General features: G+C 54.7%; 18 protein-coding genes. 8 read left to right on the top strand and 10 right to left on the bottom strand.

Annotated elements, in window-relative coordinates; all coding sequences use genetic code 11:
- Window positions 1-51: 51 nt before the first annotated feature.
- Window positions 52-792 carry a 16S rRNA (uracil(1498)-N(3))-methyltransferase gene (locus tag G3I67_RS06995; protein ID WP_163653302.1) on the top strand — a complete coding sequence of 247 codons (741 nt, stop codon included), beginning with the start codon at window positions 52-54 and terminating at the stop codon, window positions 790-792.
- Window positions 793-830: 38 nt separating this feature from the next.
- On the opposite strand, the gene G3I67_RS06990 is transcribed toward G3I67_RS06995, so the two are convergent.
- The 3 genes from G3I67_RS06990 to G3I67_RS06980 all read right to left on the bottom strand — a co-directional run bounded on the left by G3I67_RS06990 (window position 831) and on the right by G3I67_RS06980 (window position 4,761).
- Window positions 831-1,295, bottom strand: a complete 465-nt coding sequence (locus tag G3I67_RS06990; RefSeq protein ID WP_163653299.1) for a barstar family protein — start codon at window positions 1,293-1,295, stop codon at window positions 831-833.
- Window positions 1,296-1,469: 174 nt separating this feature from the next.
- Window positions 1,470-3,764, bottom strand: a complete 2,295-nt coding sequence (locus tag G3I67_RS06985; RefSeq protein ID WP_163653296.1) for an NADP-dependent malic enzyme — start codon at window positions 3,762-3,764, stop codon at window positions 1,470-1,472.
- 58 nt (window positions 3,765-3,822) lie between these two features.
- Window positions 3,823-4,761 (bottom strand): hypothetical protein, encoded by a 939-nt coding sequence (locus tag G3I67_RS06980; RefSeq protein WP_163653294.1) that lies wholly within the window; start codon window positions 4,759-4,761, stop codon window positions 3,823-3,825.
- Window positions 4,762-4,793: 32 nt separating this feature from the next.
- On the opposite strand from G3I67_RS06980, the gene G3I67_RS06975 reads away from it, so the two are divergent.
- Window positions 4,794-5,951 carry a pyridoxal phosphate-dependent aminotransferase gene (locus tag G3I67_RS06975; protein WP_163653291.1) on the top strand — a complete coding sequence of 386 codons (1,158 nt, stop codon included), beginning with the start codon at window positions 4,794-4,796 and terminating at the stop codon, window positions 5,949-5,951.
- Here G3I67_RS06975 and G3I67_RS06970 read toward each other — a convergent pair.
- Window positions 5,948-6,883 (bottom strand): lytic transglycosylase domain-containing protein, encoded by a 936-nt coding sequence (locus tag G3I67_RS06970; protein WP_163653288.1) that lies wholly within the window; start codon window positions 6,881-6,883, stop codon window positions 5,948-5,950. The genes G3I67_RS06975 and G3I67_RS06970 overlap by 4 nt on opposite strands.
- 85 nt (window positions 6,884-6,968) lie before the next feature.
- Here G3I67_RS06970 and G3I67_RS06965 point away from each other — a divergent pair, with 85 nt between their 5' ends.
- Window positions 6,969-8,513 carry a UbiD family decarboxylase gene (locus G3I67_RS06965; RefSeq protein WP_163653269.1) on the top strand — a complete coding sequence of 515 codons (1,545 nt, stop codon included), beginning with the start codon at window positions 6,969-6,971 and terminating at the stop codon, window positions 8,511-8,513.
- On the opposite strand, the gene G3I67_RS06960 is transcribed toward G3I67_RS06965, so the two are convergent.
- The 6 genes from G3I67_RS06960 to dacB all read right to left on the bottom strand — a co-directional run bounded on the left by G3I67_RS06960 (window position 8,510) and on the right by dacB (window position 12,871).
- Complete coding sequence (locus G3I67_RS06960; RefSeq protein ID WP_163653266.1) at window positions 8,510-9,499, bottom strand: FecCD family ABC transporter permease; 990 nt, start codon at window positions 9,497-9,499, stop codon at window positions 8,510-8,512. The genes G3I67_RS06965 and G3I67_RS06960 overlap by 4 nt on opposite strands.
- 32 nt (window positions 9,500-9,531) lie before the next feature.
- Window positions 9,532-9,870 (bottom strand): hypothetical protein, encoded by a 339-nt coding sequence (locus G3I67_RS06955; protein WP_163653262.1) that lies wholly within the window; start codon window positions 9,868-9,870, stop codon window positions 9,532-9,534.
- Window positions 9,867-10,289 carry a phage holin family protein gene (locus G3I67_RS06950; RefSeq protein WP_163653260.1) on the bottom strand — a complete coding sequence of 141 codons (423 nt, stop codon included), beginning with the start codon at window positions 10,287-10,289 and terminating at the stop codon, window positions 9,867-9,869. Before G3I67_RS06950 ends, G3I67_RS06955 begins: the two co-directional genes overlap by 4 nt.
- 5 nt (window positions 10,290-10,294) lie before the next feature.
- On the bottom strand, window positions 10,295-10,624 hold the full coding sequence (locus G3I67_RS06945; protein ID WP_163653257.1) for an ElaB/YgaM/YqjD family protein: 330 nt from the start codon (window positions 10,622-10,624) through the stop codon (window positions 10,295-10,297).
- Window positions 10,625-10,704: 80 nt separating this feature from the next.
- Entirely contained in the window at window positions 10,705-11,418 is a 714-nt protein-coding gene (locus G3I67_RS06940; RefSeq protein WP_163653254.1) for a hypothetical protein, read from the bottom strand.
- 7 nt (window positions 11,419-11,425) lie between these two features.
- Window positions 11,426-12,871 carry a D-alanyl-D-alanine carboxypeptidase/D-alanyl-D-alanine endopeptidase gene (gene dacB, locus G3I67_RS06935; protein WP_163653251.1) on the bottom strand — a complete coding sequence of 482 codons (1,446 nt, stop codon included), beginning with the start codon at window positions 12,869-12,871 and terminating at the stop codon, window positions 11,426-11,428.
- 93 nt (window positions 12,872-12,964) lie between these two features.
- Here dacB and queA point away from each other — a divergent pair, with 93 nt between their 5' ends.
- From queA to secF, 5 genes are all read left to right on the top strand, one after another.
- A complete protein-coding gene (queA, locus tag G3I67_RS06930; RefSeq protein WP_311197058.1) occupies window positions 12,965-14,053 on the top strand; it encodes a tRNA preQ1(34) S-adenosylmethionine ribosyltransferase-isomerase QueA in 1,089 nt (362 codons plus the stop codon).
- Window positions 14,050-15,237 (top strand): tRNA guanosine(34) transglycosylase Tgt, encoded by a 1,188-nt coding sequence (gene tgt / locus G3I67_RS06925; protein WP_311197057.1) that lies wholly within the window; start codon window positions 14,050-14,052, stop codon window positions 15,235-15,237. Before queA ends, tgt begins: the two co-directional genes overlap by 4 nt.
- Window positions 15,238-15,269: 32 nt before the next feature.
- Entirely contained in the window at window positions 15,270-15,608 is a 339-nt protein-coding gene (gene yajC, locus G3I67_RS06920; protein WP_163653245.1) for a preprotein translocase subunit YajC, read from the top strand.
- Between the two features lie 66 nt (window positions 15,609-15,674).
- Window positions 15,675-17,543 carry a protein translocase subunit SecD gene (gene secD / locus G3I67_RS06915; RefSeq protein ID WP_163653243.1) on the top strand — a complete coding sequence of 623 codons (1,869 nt, stop codon included), beginning with the start codon at window positions 15,675-15,677 and terminating at the stop codon, window positions 17,541-17,543.
- Window positions 17,544-17,545: 2 nt separating this feature from the next.
- Window positions 17,546-18,487: a protein translocase subunit SecF gene (gene secF / locus G3I67_RS06910; protein ID WP_163653240.1), complete on the top strand. Its 942-nt coding sequence runs from the start codon at window positions 17,546-17,548 to the stop codon at window positions 18,485-18,487.
- Window positions 18,488-18,530 lie beyond the last annotated feature (43 nt).

Genomic DNA, 18,530 nt, shown 5'->3' with positions numbered 1-18,530 from the left:
ACGTAGGATTTTAGCACCCGTACAAACACTGAGCCCCCTCGAGTCCCTTTCATGGCTACCCCCCGCTTTTATTGTCCCGAACCCATTACGGCCAACCGGACAGTCGCTTTACCGGCGGCTCTTGCCCACCATGTGCATGTCTTGCGCCTGGCGACTGGGTGTCAGGTGACTCTTTTTGACGGAAATGGCGGAGAAATCGCCGGCGAACTTGATTTTGTCGGGAAAAATCCGGTCGTTCACCTAGGGGATCACATACTCAGGGAGGCTGAGCTCGGGGGAAGCATCACGCTTGTTCAAGGCCTGCCATCAGGCGACAAAATGGATTGGGTGATCGAAAAAGCCGTCGAACTTGGTGTCACTCGTGTGATTCCGGTCGCAGCGCAACGAAGTGTCCTGCAGCTTTCCGGTTCAAGGCTGGAAAAAAGACTCGTTCACTGGCAGAAATTAATTCAAGCCGCAAGCGAACAATGTGGACGCAATCGACTTATGCAAATCGAGGCGCCTTTGCCGCTCGAAAAAGTGGCCGAATTACCCGGACTGACGAATCCCATGCTGTGCGACCCCGAGGGCGAGTACTCGCTCGCAGACGCATTGCTGAAACAGCCTGAATCGGCCCAGCCTCAACAGGCAATTTCATTTCTAGTCGGCCCCGAGGGCGGTTGGAGCCAGCAGGAATTGGTTACTGCAAATCGAACGGGCCTTAAAACCATCCGTTTTGGTGCGCGCGTCATGCGCACCGAAACGGCCGGGCTCGCGCTTGTTGCCGCAGCAACGGCACTACTGGGCTGGTGACACGAGGACAACCGCAACAGAAAGCTCGTTGCAAACGATCACGCCGGCTCATCGCTCCAGTTATTCACTTTTCCCGGAGTCGCTTCTTCATGTTTGCCGGCATGATGGATACCGTAAATAAAAACGCGACCATTTTCGTGGGCGAAAGTGACTGCGTCATTCAATGTCTGCAAAAATTCGTTTCCTTGCTCGACGATTGCGGGATCGGCCGAGTGCAACTTATCGAAAATCAACACAACACCGTCCTTCTGATCCAACAAGGTATCGCTCAGGCAATCAAACAGCGACTCGAAATCGGCGCTAATGAATTGAGGGTAATCGACCGACTTCACAACCGCGCGAAAAACGGCAGACCAGCTTCGCGCCTTATCGCAATCCGCAACACACCAATTCAATCCGCGCTCGCGCGCCAATGACTCAAGAATGTCCAGATCCTTGGTCGGATCGATGCCACCTCCGTTTTGCAACAGTTGCCGCAACTTCGGATCGACTGTTTTCCCCATACCGATGGCTCCTTATAAAAGGTCCCGCAGCATTATCTGTTCGATTAGTTGTCCGCAACATGCGGACAACAGATGATTGCAATGTTTGTACCACTTACTTTATTAGGAATCTAGCCATCGAAACAAAAAAATAGATATATTTTTCATGTCATGCATTCGCATCATACATTTGTATCATGCGAATCTAGGATGATTAGCATCCACAACAGTTAATGCGGTCATATTGACGATTCTGCGCACCGTTGCGCTTGATGTCAAAATACTGACTGGCGCATTCGCGCCCAACAAGAACGGTCCGATCGCAACGTTACCACTCGCTGCAGTCTTAAGCAGGTTGTAAGCGATATTGCCCGCATCCACATTCGGACAGACAAGCAAATTAGCCGCCCCTTTCAATGTGGAAGATGGCAAAATCCGCAAACGCAATGACTCGTCGAGCGCGCAATCGCCATGCATCTCGCCATCGACCTCAAGATCGGGCGCCTGCTCCCGAATCAGCTCAAGCGCGGCTTTCATCTTTGCGCCGGAAGCCGAACTTTTAGACCCGAAATTGGAACGCGACAACAATGCGATCTTCGGACTGATATCAAGCAACTGCATCTTTCTGGCCGCTGCAATCGTATATTCGGCAATCTGTTCTGCAGTCGGATCATCGTTCACGTGCGTGTCGACCAGAGCAATCGTCTGATCCGGCAGCAACAGAATGTTCATGGCTGCATACGTTTTAGTGCCCGGACGCTTGCCGATCACATCGTCAACGTAGCGCAAATGATCCGCATAACCGCTTACCGTGCCGCAAATCATTCCATCGGCGTCACCCATGCGTATCATGGTTGCGCCAATCAGGGTCAGGCGCCTGCGCATTTCGACGCGCGCCATTTCCTTGGTGACACCGTTGCGGCACATTTTTTCCCAGTAATACGTCCAGTAGTCGTGGAATCGTTCATCGAACTCGGGATTAGTAACTTCGACATCCTGCCCCAAGCGCAAGCGCAGACCGAATTTTTCTATGCGCGAAGCCAGAACAGTAGGACGACCGACCAGAATCGGTTTGGCCAGCTTTTCATCGACGATGACCTGAACAGCACGCAGTACGCGCTCATCCTCGCCTTCGGTGAACACGATCCTTGCCTTGCCGCCTTCGCGCACCAGGGTTTTCGCAGCGGAAAACATCGGTTTCATGAACGAGCCAGAACGGTAGACAAATTGTTCAAGCTGTTCGACATAAGCATCCAGATCGGTGATCGGACGGGTGGCTACGCCACAATCCATTGCCGCTTTCGCAACGGCCGGTGCAATCCGGACGATGAGACGGGGATCGAATGGCTTGGGAATGAAAGACTGCGGACCGAACGAAACGTCGTAGCTGCCATATGCTGCTGCAACCACTTCGCTCTGTTCTTCCTGTGCGAGTTTCGCAATGGCGACTACTGCGGCCTTTTCCATTTCGCGCGTAATCGTCGTTGCGCCAACGTCAAGCGCACCTCGGAAGATATAGGGAAAGCACAAAACATTGTTGACCTGATTTGGATAATCGGATCGACCCGTAGCCATCACAATGTCATCGCGCACTGCATGCGCATCGGCGGGAAGAATCTCAGGATTAGGATTGGCCAAGGCAAGTATCAAAGGTCGCGCGGCCATGGTCTTGACCATTTCCGGCTTGAGCACTCCGCCAGCGGACAATCCCAGAAATACATCCGCGTCCTTGACGATTTCGGCTAATGTCCTAGCCTCTGTTTTTTGCGCAAAACGTGCCTTATCGGGATCCATCAAAGCGACCCGGCCTTCGTATACGACGCCTTCGATATCTGCGACCCAGATATTCTCAAGCGGCAATCCCAGATCAACCATCAGATCCAGACAGGCCAATGCGGCTGCACCGGCCCCCGATACGGCGACCTTGACCCGGGAAATATCTTTGCCAACAACCTTGAGTCCATTCATGAATGCGGCCGAAACACAAATGGCGGTGCCGTGCTGGTCATCATGGAACACAGGGATCCGCATGCGGTCGCGCAATTTTCTTTCGACGGTGAAACATTCCGGCGCCTTGATATCCTCAAGGTTGATCCCACCAAAAGTTGGCTCAAGGCCCGCGATGATGTCGACGAGCTTGTCCGGATCCTGTTCGTTGATTTCGATATCAAACACGTCGATACCGGCGAATTTTTTAAACAGAACAGCTTTGCCTTCCATGACGGGCTTTGAGGCAAGCGGTCCGATATTTCCAAGACCCAGGACAGCCGTGCCATTGGTAATCACACCGACGAGATTGCCTCTTGCGGTGTACCGGAATGCATTGGCGGGGTCGGTGACAATCTCTTCGCATGCGGCAGCCACTCCTGGAGAGTAAGCAAGCGCCAAATCCCGTTGATTGGACAAAAGCTTGGTGGGGGCGATGGAGATTTTGCCTGGACGCCCCTGCTCATGGTATTCAAGCGCGGCTTTACGAAAAGTTTCTTCCATCTTGGTCTTCCAAATTAGTTAAGTCAGTCTTTTGATCTGCAGATTCTATCCCTTTTGCCTACTGGATCGGAGCGAATAGCCCGACAGGGTCAAAGGTTTTTTTAATTTCCGAATCAAGCCATGCTGCAGCCTGGTTCAGTTCAGAGGTTGGCTCTGCCAATTCCGCGGGTTTACTTGCGGTGGATATGGGCTCGATTGCGCTGTCCGAACCGGCAATGCGCGACGGCCCCAGTCTGAACCAGACTTGCTGCACCCAGGCAAGCGAGCCAGCATGGCCGGCAAGAAGATGGGCCAGATTAGGCTCTTGCCCATCAGTGGACATCAACGCATCCAATCGAAAGCGGGCTGGCCAAGCGGCCGAACGGGCGCACGTCAGTGCCTGCTTGCTAGCGGCCAACTCGAAAAGCTTGGGGACCATTTGCTGAACGCGAATGGATCGTAACGGAGTAAGGGCGCTCGCACCGAAAGGGCCAAGCACCTCGCTTGTCCCGTCCGACAAGCGCACTTGAACACGATCGATGACGCTGAGTCCGCTTTGCGCAGTATGCCATTGCGCGGCCTCAGACGAGGCGAACCAGTGCGCGACCGACCAGTCCTGCAATTTTTCATCAACCCATTCGAGGCCTTGCTGCCTCAAATCGGAAAGCTTGCACCCGGCATCGGTCCGCAAAAATCGATCTGTTGCACTTTGCTCGATTGCATGCGTCGCCCAAGCCCTGCCGGGCTCCACCCAAAGTAAAGGCATCGCAGTCGCGCAGGGCTCGACGGCGATGCCATCAAGCATCATTTTCACGCCGTACTCCTTGCAAAGCGCAATGGCATGCTCCAAGTCACCTTCCCTGGCCGGAATCAACCAGGCTTGAAGAATTGAAGAATTCTGCTCCCAGCGTACCGATCCCTGGCAAGTTCTGGCCAAGCGCGCGCAGAAACTGCCCCACGATGTCGAGGGGGCGCGTCGCCCGAACAGAAAGGACCGTCTCGAATTAGGCGTAACCACTACAATTCCTATTCATTGGAGATTGAACACACATGATCGCATTAGCCGCACGCACCCGTGAAACCGCAACCTTCCACGCCGTGGAGCTGATGAAACAAGCCAACGATCTTAAGCGCGCGGGTATCGACATTATCAGCCTTGGCGTGGGCGAACCGGATTTCACGGCACCACCGCCCGTACTCGCCGCGATGCAAAGCGCCGCCCATGCGGGTCTAAGCGGTTATTCCTCACCAGCCGGGATTGCGCAACTCAGGGAGGCCATCTCGGGATACTACGCCAATCAGCTTCATGCCAATGTGGATCCTTCGCGAATTATCGTCACCTCGGGTGCCAGCGGTGCGTTGCTACTGGCTGCCATGGCACTCATCAATCCAGGCGACGAAGTGCTGATGCCGGATCCGTACTACCCCGCCAATCGCAATTTTATCGGTGCCGCCGGCGGAATCACCAGATTGATTCCTACAACGGCGCAAAATCGGTTCCAATTGTCCGCTGGCGACATTGAACAACACTGGAACTCCCGAACAAAAGGCGTGCTGATCGCTTCGCCCGGCAACCCTACCGGTACCTCGCTTACCCGTGAGGAACTGGACAAGGTGCTTAAGACTGTGCGGGCAAAAAGCGGTTTTGTCATCATGGATGAAATCTATCTTGGACTGTCCTACGAAAGCGAACGCCAAACGGCACTGACTCTGGACGATGACGTCATCATCATCAACAGCTTCTCGAAATACTTCAATATGACCGGCTGGCGATTGGGCTGGATGGTCGTACCACCTTACATGGTCGAGCCGATTGAAAAAATGGCTGCAAGCCTCGCTATTTGCGCCCCCACCCTCGCGCAATATGGGGCGGTTGCATGCTTTGAGCCTGAATCCATTGCAATCTACGAACAAAGACGTGAGGCGTTCCGACAGCGCCGGGATTATCTTGTTCCGGCGCTGGAAGCGCTGAACATCAAAGTTCCTGTCAAACCAGACGGTGCTTTTTATATTTATGCCGATGTATCGGCCCACACCCCGGACAGCAATGTCCTGTCGACATCGTTACTGCACAATGCACGGGTAGCGGTTGTTCCCGGAGTCGACTTCGGACCCGCCCATGCAAATAGCATGATGCGTTTTGCCTACACGATCGGACTGGATCGACTTCAAGAGGCTATACACAGAATCAAAACTTATCTGGGTTAGTCTTTGAGCGCGATTGAGGCAGCAAGCGCCATCCGTCTACGTTCGGACAACACTTTCTCAGTGTATCCGCCATCGGTAGAGGGGCTGGATGCGCCGCAATAGCACAGCAATCCTCCGGAAATGGAGCCTCGCTGTTTGACACACTCACTGAGTATCGTTGCCCCGACACGCACATTGGCAACCGGATTGAACGCCATCGCATCCGCTCGGCCGTATTTTGCGAACTTGTCACGATGGACACTCAACATGACCTGCATCAATCCCGTCGGACCGCCCGATTGATTGCCTGCATAAGGATTGAAACGTGATTCTGTCGCCATGACGGACAGCAACAGTAATGGATCGATTTTGAATTCGCTACCCACCACAAAAGCGGTATCGATCATCATCGCGGCGGCATCGTTGGCAACCAGATATTTACGGGAAATGTATTTGATCAACGCTTCTTGTTGCGCGCGGGAAACGCCCATGCTTTCTAGGGCCTGAGCCGGCGTCTTGGCGGCCTTGAAATCAGCAGGCTCAGCCGCCTTCGCCAAGGCAGTTGTTTTGGGCGAAATTTCCGAATCGGGTGAAGCAGGCGCCGCTAGCTGTGAAGCGGGACTGCGGACCGGAGAAATTTGCAGCTCCCCGGTCGGCGGCAGCATGCTCTCGGGAATCGAATCCAGTGAAATCGCCCCTACCAGGGGGCCGATCGGTCCGGCATTCAACGCCGAAGGCGGAGGTCCGAACGTATCCGGCGCCAAGGCATACATGAGAGCGCTATGCATCTGCAGGGCCTGCGCACGCAAACCCGGCATACCAAAAACCATGACGGTCGCAACCAAAACGGCAATACCGAGATAAATCGCAGAAGTGCGAACAAACTCGGACATATTGCGGTAAAGGCCGCTTGCGAGGTGGCGACTCAGTGTAGTTGCCGTTGTCAGCGGCATCTGTGCCTCCTGAACAAACGTGGGGACTCGGATGTTAACCTTCCATTCATCTACTGAAATGTAACCGTTTTAGCGAGTAAATACCTTGAAATACAGAGACCTGAGAGATTTCATCGGACAGCTTGAGCGTGACGGCGAGCTTAAACGCATCGCTTCTCCGGTGTCCTGCGCCCTTGAGATGACCGAAATTTCGGATCGTGTCCTCAGGTCGCAAGGTCCTGCCCTACTCTTCGAAAACGCCCTGAACGGCGGTCAAACATCGTCCATGCCGGTGCTAACCAATTTGTTTGGAACTCCAAAACGTGTTGCCCGGGGTATGGGTGCCCATGACACTGCCGCGTTGAGGGAAATCGGTGAATTACTTGCATCACTAAAAGAACCTGAGGCACCGAAGGGTTTAAGGGATGCATTCGCAAAAGTGTCCATGCTCAAAGCAGCTTTATGGGATATGAGCCCTAAAAATATCAAGGGGGCCTCCTGCCAGGAAATTGTCTGGGAAGGACAAGATGTCGATCTGGGCAAATTACCGATTCAGACTTGTTGGCCCGGCGACATTGCCCCTCTGCTGACATGGGGGCTCGTGATCACGCGCGGCCCCAATGCAAAACGCCAGAATCTCGGTATCTACCGCCAGCAAGTGATCGGTCGCAACAAACTTATCATGCGCTGGCTATCCCACCGAGGTGGTGCGCTTGATTTTCGGGATCATGCGCTCGCAAATCCCGGCAAACCCTTTCCGATCGCAGTTGCGCTCGGAGCGGATCCTGCCACGACCCTCGGGGCGGTGACTCCCGTACCCGATTCGTTGTCGGAATATCAATTCGCCGGGCTGTTGCGAGGCGCTCGCACCGAAGTGACGCAGGCGATCGGAAGCGACTTGTCCGTCCCTGCAACAGCTGAAATCGTGCTCGAAGGACATTTGCTTCCCAGCTCCGACCCCCGGGCCGTTCGTCCTGAAGTCCCTCCCGGCGTCACCGCCCCGCCCGCTTCGGATTACGAACTCGCGCTTGAGGGTCCATACGGAGATCACACCGGTTATTACAACGAACAGGACTGGTTTCCGGTTTTCACGGTGGATCGGATCACCATGCGTCGAAACCCGATCTATCACTCGACCTACACAGGCAAACCGCCCGATGAGCCTGCCGTCCTTGGCGTGGCTCTGAACGAAGTTTTCGTGCCGATTCTGCGTCGTCAATTGCCCGAAATCGTAGATTTCTACTTGCCACCCGAAGGTTGCAGCTATCGTCTCGCGGTCGTGTCCATTCGCAAGCAATATCCGGGACACGCCAAGCGCATCATGTTCGGCATCTGGAGCATTCTGCGCCAATTCATGTACACCAAGTTCATTGTTGTGGTGGACGAGGACATCAATCCCCGCGACTGGAAAGACGTTGTCTGGGCGATGACAACCCGCATGGATCCCGTGCGGGACACCGTGCTGGTCGAAAACACTCCGATCGACTATCTTGATTTCGCCTCGCCCGTTTCGGGACTAGGCGGAAAAATGGGGATGGATGCAACGAACAAGTGGGCGGGAGAAACCCAACGGGAATGGGGCCGCCCCATCGAAATGGATGCCGTCACGCGCAAAAACGTTGATGACATGTGGAGCAAACTCGGACTTTAATTGCTGCCGACGTTTCTGATGCGCGCCAGCAGCCATAAAAAATAAGGGCCGCCGACAAGACTGGTGACTACCCCAACCGGCAATTCGGCGGGCAGCACGACCACTCTGGATAACCAGTCCGCCAAAACCAAAACGATCGCACCTACTAAAGCCGACAGGGGCAACAGCAATCGATGATCGGATCCTGCACGCATTCGCAGCAAATGTGGCACGATCAAACCGACAAAGGCAACGCCACCGGTCACTGCAATCAGAGGGCCAACCAGCAATGCGATGGATAGCATCATGATCCGGCGGGTGCGCACCAAATCGAATCCCAGATGGTGGGCTTCGCGCTCACCAATCAGCAAGGCATTCAAAACACGCCAGTGAAAGCAAATCACGCATGACCAGATAAACGTCCAGGGGAGCAAAAGTCCGATCAAGGTCCAGTTTGCCCGAGTCAGACTCCCTAGGGACCAAAAAGAATAACTTCTTAACTGAGCATCTGACGCGTAAGTGATCAGCACACTCACTATGCTCATCGCACAAGCATTGATCGCCACGCCGGCCAGTAATATTCCGGCTAGCCCTTCGAATCTGCGACCGAGGTAGTAGGCGATCGCCAAAGCGAGCAGCCCTCCGGCAAAACCGGCCATGCCGATCCAAAACAATCCGCTCAAGCCAATGCTCAGGGCCAGCACGGTTCCAAAGGCAGCACCGGCGGACAACCCGACAAGACCGGGCTCGGCCAGTGGATTACGGAACAAAGCCTGCATGGATGCGCCGCTTAAGGCCAAAGCTGAGCCCACAACAGCTGCAAAAAGAATTCTGGGAAGTCGTAACTGAAAAACAACCAGTCGCTGTAATTCATCGGAAGAAGACGGCTGCAGCAGCAAAGACAGGAATTCGGGCCAGGATACTGCCACCGCCCCTGCTTTCAAAGCAAAAAGCATCACGAGCAAGAGCGCCAAAAGTGCAATGATCAGTCGAACGGATCGGAACATGGGCGTGGCTTAAACGAGACGCAACAGGTCAATCAGAAGGATTGGCTGGATTTACCATCCTGCTTCTCAAGCGCGCTCTGAATGGTCGAAAGCGCTATTCCGCCGGCCCGAACCCAGCCGGATGAACTTCCCGCCAACAGCGTGGCGAGTGTTGCAAGAATCATCGGATACTTTTCGAAAAAATTCACGCCCTTGGTCATCCAGCCGCGACGCTGCCCACCAACAAGCCCTGTCAGCAGATTCAACGGACTGGACTCCTGACTCAACTGCTCGACGCGCTCGGCAAGAGTCAATCGCTCGAGCGCGGCGCGAGCGCGCAAAACCTCTATGCGAACCGCTGCGTCGAATTCGACCTGATTTCCGTTACTCATAACCGGTCCCGATATTTCGAATCATCATCCGCATTGCCTGAGGAATCGTGACGAGCAAAACCGGAAAGCATCTTCACATCCCGCGCGAGCTCCTGTGTGGTCGCTTGAAAGGGCACCGAACCCGAATTCAGCCTGCGAATAATCAACGCGATCAATGTCGCACCCACCATCGCGTAAAACACCGCGATTAACCCGATCACAAGCAATCTGTGCGGCGTATCCCAATAGACTGCTATCAATAAAAAAGTCGCGACGAAAGCGGCCAGCAATAAGAAAACAAATGCCGTCGCGGCCAACCCAAGCAATTTGAACAGCCGCGACTTTTCGAGGTTGAACTCGACACCGAATAATTCGACCCGGGTACGCAACATCGATACGATGTCGCCCGCGGCTTGCGCGATGGTGTGACGCAGTCCCATCGCGATCAGCGCCGGGTCAACAGCACGCCCAGCAGCAGGCCAACCAGACCGGCCACACCGATGGCCTGCCAGGGATTGTCATGTACATAATGGTCCGTGGCACGTGCAACGCGCCGACCTTGCGCCAACGCCTCATCCTGAGCGTCATTCAACGCTTCCCGTGTCTGGCGCAATGACTTCATCGCCTGGGCTCGCAACTCGTCGGCACGATCTCCTGTCGCGCCGGCAGCTTCGCGCAGCAACGCCTCGGCATCATTCAGACTGCCCTTAACGCTTGAAATCAGCTTTTCCTGAACGGCTTTAACTTCGTCTGCAATGGATTCCTGATGTTTCATGATCGCTCCTAACCGGAAAAGGACAAATTCATAATAGCAGGCATCGCCGAAACAGACTAATCCATAATCGTTTCAACGGCTCACTTCACGGACTTCACTTCGATCACAGCCTTCTGCCCGCCCTGATCGATCTCTTGCTTCATCACCAAACGAACTTGCGGACAAAACCAGTCGACTACCTTGGACTGAATCGCGGGAACTGCAACCATCAACCCGCGCACATTGGCCATCGTCGCATCGGTATTGCGGGAATATCGAACCGGCCAGCAAGTCTGTTGCCCCAAGGCTGTTTGAATCGACTGTTGGGCACCCACGGTTTTTTCGCTCATGCGGACAGTAAGAGGGGTTGTTGGCTGTCCAGGGTCTCCTAGCACCAACTTGAACGATTGAGCCGGAAGACGTTGACCGGCGGATTGAATCGGTGCGCCGTATCCGAACAAACTGAACAGCCGCAAGTCCAACTGCCCTGCCTCGCCCTGCTTGCCCGAACCGGGCTTAGTGAAGCTCGATTTACCGGCGTTGACCTTCATAAGATGATCCAGGTTGTTCGATCCGTTGAGCAGCCCCATGTAAGCGTACTTGGCAAACCCGCGAACATGCGCCTGACACACCTCGGGAGTATTTTTTTTAACCTGGCTAAACGCCAGGCGAGCGTTCAGCGACAGTATCCCCGAGCCGCCGATTTCGATTTCCCCGCCATCGTGAAAAAATCTGGCATTGCAGACTTCGGCGTGAGCGACGCCCGTAGTCAAGGCCATCATCAACATCAAGGCCAACCGCTGCAGATTTTTCATTTGCGCCTCACTTTGTCGTCAACCAAGTGATCAATGCATTCTCGAACGCACGGGCATCATGCGCACGCTCATGATTGACCATACTTACAACGATATACCTTTTTCCGCTCGCCCCCCAAACATAACCCGCAATCGATCTGACGTCGCGCAATGCACCGGTCTTGACATGCGCCTGCGACTGCGTCGAAGGATCGCGCAGGCGGTTGCGGGCAGTTCCGTCCATCCCCAGAATCGCCAGCGACGAGACATACTCGGGCATAACGGGCGACATCCAGGCGGTATGCAACATTTTTGCCATGCTGTCTGCTGAAACAACACCTTCGCGCGAAAGGCCGGACCCGTTATCCAGAACCAGCCCCTTCATATCCAGTCCTTGTCGAGCCAGAACGCCGGTGGCAACCTCGACGCTGCTCTGAACCGTTGCCGGACGCCGTCCCGCTTCAGCGCCAAGGGTCAACAATAAAACTCGCGTCATCACATTATTGCTTCGTTTATTGATCAACCGTATCACTTCAGATAGGGGTGGCGACTGATGTGACGCTACAGGAATAGCACCGGCGGGCACCAATCCGGATCGAACTTGCCCGGTCATTTTTCCGCCAACTTCCTCCCACATAGATTTCAACAACCGCGCAGCGTATTCTTGCTGAGAAAACCCGAGACGAAAAATATCAAATTCACCACAAGAGCCGGCCGCTTTTCCGCTCACGCGGAAACGGATGATTCCATCGACAAAAGTCGAGTCTGTCGAAATCGCGGGCGATCCGGGGCATTTAGAGTCGGTCCATTCAACATTTCCATCTATTTCGATGCCGGGAATCGCGGGATCGACGAATGCCTTCCACAGGCGTCGGGCGGGATCCGGCATGAATACCAGTCGAATTGCTCCAAAACCAACCATGAATGCATCCGGACTTGCGTTGTAAGGACGGTCTCCTGCGCCATCGAAGCGTGCAGGGTCGATGGCGACATCGCCAAAAATCGAACGGTCGATCACCACATCGGAAATCTCACGGATTCCGCGTAAACGCATATCGCGCATCAGGCGCCACAGGTCCTGCACCATGAGAACCGGGTCACCGCCGGCGCGCAAATAAAGGGGTCCGGACAACACGCCCTGATCATTGATCCGGGCGTCCGACCCGATCATGAAATCCGTATTCCAGACATAATTGGGCCCCAACCGCGAAATCGCGGCATAGGTCGTCACCAACTTCATGACCGATGCGGGATTGCGTGGAATTTCGGGACTCACTTGAAAAAGCCGCGGTCCGCCAACTTCCTGAACGACAACGGAAAGCGATGACTCCGGCAGCTTGGTCTTTGCCCATGCACTGGCCAATTCAGCAGGCAAGCCCGACTGTGCCTGAGCAGCCAACGGCATAATGCACATCAGCGTGATCAGGCCATGACGGGCCCAATCGGCCAATTTTCTGCTTTGTTTCGCGATCATTCAAACACCCATTTACCTGTCCAAGCTAACAGCATACAAAAAAAGTCTGTTGGCAGGCTTAAAATGACGGGTTGCCGATTTTATTTTTTACCCGTGTCTTCATCCCTTACCGTTGCCGATTTCGATTACAACCTGCCCTCCGAGCTTATTGCGCAGGCGCCTGCGGCTGCCCGTACCGATAGCCGATTACTTCATTTGGACTCGGAAGGCCGACTGAACGATCTGGATTTCACTGCAATCACCAGCCTTGTTCGGCCTGGAGATTTGCTTGTCTTCAATGACACACGCGTCATCAAGGCGCGGCTGTTCGGACGCAAAGCAAGCGGAGGCCAGGTCGAGGTTCTGATCGAGCGCATCACATCGGAACACGAAGCCCTTGCGCACATTCGCGCGAGCAAATCGCCCGGACCGGGTACAAGCTTGCGATTAAGCGATGCGATCGATGTCACCGTAATGGGGCGGGATAATGATCTCTTTATACTGAAGTTCGATGGTCCGATCCTGGACCTTCTTGATCGATATGGTTCGATCCCTTTGCCCCCTTACATATCGCATCAACCCGATGCCCTAGATGACTTGCGCTATCAGACTGTTTACGCACGAGAGCCCGGGGCGGTTGCCGCCCCGACTGCAGGCCTGCATTTCGACGAAAATATTCTGGAAAAATTCGCGCGCATGGGTGTTGCCCGGGCGTTTGTCACTCTGCATGTGGGAGCAGGCACTTTCCAACCGGTTCGCGTCGATAAACTATCCGATCACGTCATGCATGCCGAGCGCTATACCGTCCCCGCCGCGACGGCGCAAGCGATTGCCCGCACGCGTGCAGAAGGAGGACGCATCATTGCCGTGGGGACCACAAGCGTGCGTGCACTTGAATCCGCCGCCAAGGCCCAACGCGAGGATGCCCTTGCGCACCCCGATCGCAACATCCCGGATCCACGCAACCAGCTGTTGGCGAACTCCGGCGACACACGTCTGTTCATTACTCCCGGGTTTGCCTATCAGGTTGTCGATGCCATGGTGACCAATTTTCATCTACCCCAATCGACTTTACTCATGCTGGTATCCGCCTTTATCGGCATGGAGCAAATGAAAGCGGCCTACAGCCATGCAATTAAGCAACGCTATCGCTTTTTCAGTTACGGCGATGCCATGTTTCTCGAACGGAATCCTTTACTGTGACCACCTCTCAACCAGTTATTGACAAGTCGCTCACAGGGGCGCCGCAATCGGGCCTCGAATTCGAACTCCTCGCAACCGACGGGCAGGCTCGTCGCGGCCGCATGACACTGAACCACGGGGTCGTCGAAACACCCATCTTTATGCCTGTTGGCACCTATGGCAGCGTCAAAGCCATGATGCCTCATGAACTCACCGAAGTCGGCGCGCAAATTATTTTGGGCAACACTTTCCACCTCTGGCTACGCCCAGGAACCGAAGTCATCGCAAAACATGGCGGACTGCACGGTTTCATGCAATGGCACAAACCCTTGCTGACCGACTCGGGCGGCTTTCAGGTCTTTAGTCTGCAGGGAATGCGCAAAATCACCGAGGAAGGCGTCAAGTTCGCTTCACCCATAGATGGTGCGCGGCTGTTTTTAACCCCAGAGGAATCCATGCGGATTCAAACTGAGCTCAATTCGGACATCGCGATGGTGTTCGACGAGTGCACCCCATACATGATCAACGACCGTCCGGCGACCGAACAGGAAGCCGCACGTTCCATGCGCATGTCCCTGAGATGGGCGCGACGATCCCGCGAATCCTTCGATGCGCTGGGCAACCCCAATGCGCTGTTCGGTATTGTTCAGGGCGGCATGTTCGAGTCGTTGCGCGACGAATCGCTTGCAGGATTAAAGGAAATCGGATTTCACGGCTATGCGATCGGAGGGTTGTCCGTAGGCGAACCGAAAGAGGACATGTTGCGAATCCTGTCGCATGTAGCTCCCAGACTGCCCAAAGAAGCCCCGCGCTACCTGATGGGTGTTGGCACGCCCGAGGACCTTGTGCAGGGCGTCGCAAGCGGCATCGATATGTTCGACTGCGTCATGCCGACACGCAACGCGCGCAATGGATGGCTATTTACCCGGTTTGGCGACGTCAAGATCCGCAATGCCAAATATCGCGATGACACCCGCCCCCTGGACTCGAGCTGTCACTGCCATACCTGCAAGAACTTTTCCCTGTCCTATCTGCATCATCTGCAAAGGGCAAACGAAATCACTGGCGCCAGACTCAACACCATTCACAACCTGCATTTCTATCTGACCATCATGGCCGAAATGCGCGAAGCGATCGCTTCCGGCACTTTTGACGCCTGGCGTGCGAACTTTACAAGAGATCGCGCCTCCAAGTCGGTACAATAGTCCGTTTAACTAATTTTCTAAAGGAGACCTTAATGTCTGCTCAAGCAATGACCGGCGTTGTGCTGGCCCAAGCCGCCGATCTCGGCGGTCTGTCGAATCTGGCCCTGCCGGTTCTGATGTTTGTCGTGGTGTACTTCCTGATGATTCGTCCCCAGATGAAGCGCCAGAAAGAACACAAAGCCCTGCTCGCAGGCTTAGCCAAAGGCGATGAGGTCATCAGCGCCGGCGGTTTGCTCGGCAAAATCAGCAAAGTGGCCGACAACTACGTTACCGTCGAAGTTGCGGAACTGGCCGACAAGCCGGTCGAAATCATGATGCAGAAATCGTCCGTTTCGGCTGTCCTGCCAAAAGGCACGATCAAAGCGCTTTAAGCCGTCCCGGCATCGCCCCGCCACATTGTGACGGGGCCTTTTAATTTCTTACCTACTGCGTCGGCAATGAACCGCTACCCCATTTGGAAATACCTGACGGTGCTGGTTGCTGTTGTGATCGGCCTGCTCTATACGCTACCGAACCTGTATGGCGAATCGCCTGCTGTTCAAGTATCAAGCGCCAAAGCAACACTGAAAATAGATGCCGCCACGCTTGATCGCGTGCAAGGCATCCTGCGCCAGGCCAACATCCCCCATTCCGGGGCCTCTTTCGAGCAAAACGGACCAATCGGTACCGTTCGGGTGCGCTTTAACAGCACGGATGTCCAAATCCAGGCTCGCGACCTGATCGAGAAGGCACTCAATCCTAATCCGGCTGAATCCGCCTATACCGTCGCCCTGAACCTGTTGCCCGCCTCTCCCGACTGGCTGACTGCAATCGGCGCGCACCCGATGTATCTGGGCCTGGACTTGCGCGGTGGCGTTCACTTCCTGCTACAAGTCGACATGCAAGGTGCGCTCACCGCTCGCTACGATTCTCTGGTCACCGACATCAGGTCCGTTTTAAGGGATCAAAAAATAGAGAACATCGGAATCGAACGCAACGGCATGACTGTCGTTTCATCGTTTAATTCCGAATCATTGCGGGATCGCGCCCTGTCCGCAATCCGCACACGCAATGCCGACCTGCAACTGGTTGAACGCGCCGACGGCGCCAAGCTTCAGATCGTAGCCTCGTTAAGCCCGGCTGCGATCACTGCAGTGCAAACCAATGCGTTAAAGCAAAACATCACCACGCTGCATAACAGGATCAACGAGCTTGGCGTAGCCGAACCCGTGATTCAACAGCAAGGCTCGGACCGGATCGTTGTCCAATTGCCCGGCGTGCAAGACGTCGCCAAAGCGAAAGACATTCTCGGGCGTACAGCGACACTTGAAATTCGCATGGTGGATGATTCGCCCGCGGCCACAACCGCACTTGCGGCAGGTACCGTTCCTTTCGGGCTTGAGCGCTATCAAGATCGCGACGGCAGACCGATTCTGGTTCGCCGACAAGTTGTCCTGACCGGAGAGAACCTTCAGGACGCGCAAGCCGGACGGGATTCACAAACTCAGCAACCCGCAGTGCATCTGACGCTGGATGCCAAAGGGGCACGTATTTTCCGCGATGTCACGCGCGACAACATCAACAAGCGCATGGCTATCCTTCTGTTCGAAAAGGGCCGGGGCGAAGTCGTCACTGCACCGGTGATCCGAGGTGAAATTCCCGGGGGCAACGTGCAAATCTCCGGAAGCATGACCGCCGAAGAGGCTGCGGATACTGCATTGCTGTTGCGTGCAGGATCGCTAGCCGCGCCGATGGAGATCATCGAAGAACGAACCATCGGACCAAGCCTTGGTGCAGACAACATCGCAAAGGGTTTCAATTCGACCCTATATGGCTTTATCGCCATCGCGATTTTCATGTTGATCTATTACCATTTGTTCGGAGTATTCTCGACTCTCGGACTGGCACTCAACGTCCTTTTGTTGCTGGCTGTTTTGTCCATGTTGCAAGCGACGCTTACGCTACCTGGCATTGCCGCTATCGCGCTGACGCTGGGCATGGCGATTGATGCGAACGTTCTGATCAACGAACGGATTCGAGAAGAACTTCGCAATGGCGAATCGCCGCAACAAGCAATCGCTTTGGGATTTGAGCGTGCATGGGGCACGATTCTCGACTCGAACCTGACGACGCTGATCGTCGGCGTGGCCTTGCTCGCCTTCGGATCGGGTGCGATCAGGGGGTTTGCCGTCGTTCATTGTCTGGGAATTTTGACGTCGATGTTCTCGGCGGTTGTTGGAGTACGCGCCCTCGCCAATCTCTGGTACGGACGCAAGAAAAAACTCCAATCGATTTCAATTGGCACGGTCTGGAAACCCAAAGGCTAATCATGGAACTTTTCCGTATCGGGCGCACGATCCCGTTCATGCGCCACGCGCTGATTCTGAACATCATCAGTTTTCTGACGTTCGTTGCAGCCGTTTTCTTTATTGTCACCCGCGGCTTTCATCTGTCGATCGAATTCACCGGCGGCACGGTGATGGAAGTCAACTACAGCCAGACGGCACCGCTTGAGCAAGTACGCTCGGTGGTATCCGGACTCGGCTACAAAGACTTTCAGGTGCAAAACTTCGGAACATCACGCGATGTCATGATCCGCTTGCCTTTGGCAGAAGGTCAGTCATCGGCGAAACAAAGTGACACGGTCATGTCCGCGCTTAAAGCCGCAGATGCCACCGTCGAACTGCGTCGCGTCGAATTCGTTGGCCCCCAGGTCGGTAAAGAGCTCGTCGAAAACGGTCTGCTCGCATTGCTTTTTGTCGTGATCGGCATCGTTGTTTATCTGGCGATCCGATTCGAATGGAAATTTGCGGTGGCGGGCGTGCTAGCTAACTTGCATGACGTGGTCATCATTCTTGGCTTCTTCGCGTTTTTTGGCTGGGAATTTTCCTTGTCGGTTCTGGCCGGCGTGCTGGCCGTGCTCGGCTACTCCGTCAACGAGTCGGTCGTGATCATGGACCGGATCCGCGAAAACTTCCGAAAAGAGCGCGATGTCAGCGTCCAGGAAGTGATCAACGGCGCAATCACCCAGACAATATCGCGTACGATTATCACGCACGGATCGACACAGATGATGGTGATGGCAATGCTGATTTTCGGTGGCCCGACTTTGCATTATTTTGCGCTCGCACTGACAATCGGCATCTGGTTTGGCATTTACTCATCGGTATTCGTGGCTGCCGCGATTGCGATGTGGCTAGGCGTTAAGCGTGAAGACCTGATCAAACCGATTAAAAAACCGGAAGAACTTGAAGAGGTGTACGAGGAATAATTTTCTAATCCTCAAACGCATGCAGGCCGCGACTATGTCGCGG

This window comes from Sheuella amnicola (assembly GCF_010499255.1).
Classification (GTDB): domain Bacteria; phylum Pseudomonadota; class Gammaproteobacteria; order Burkholderiales; family Burkholderiaceae_B; genus Zwartia; species Zwartia amnicola.
This window is presented reverse-complemented; position numbering and strand designations above follow the sequence as displayed.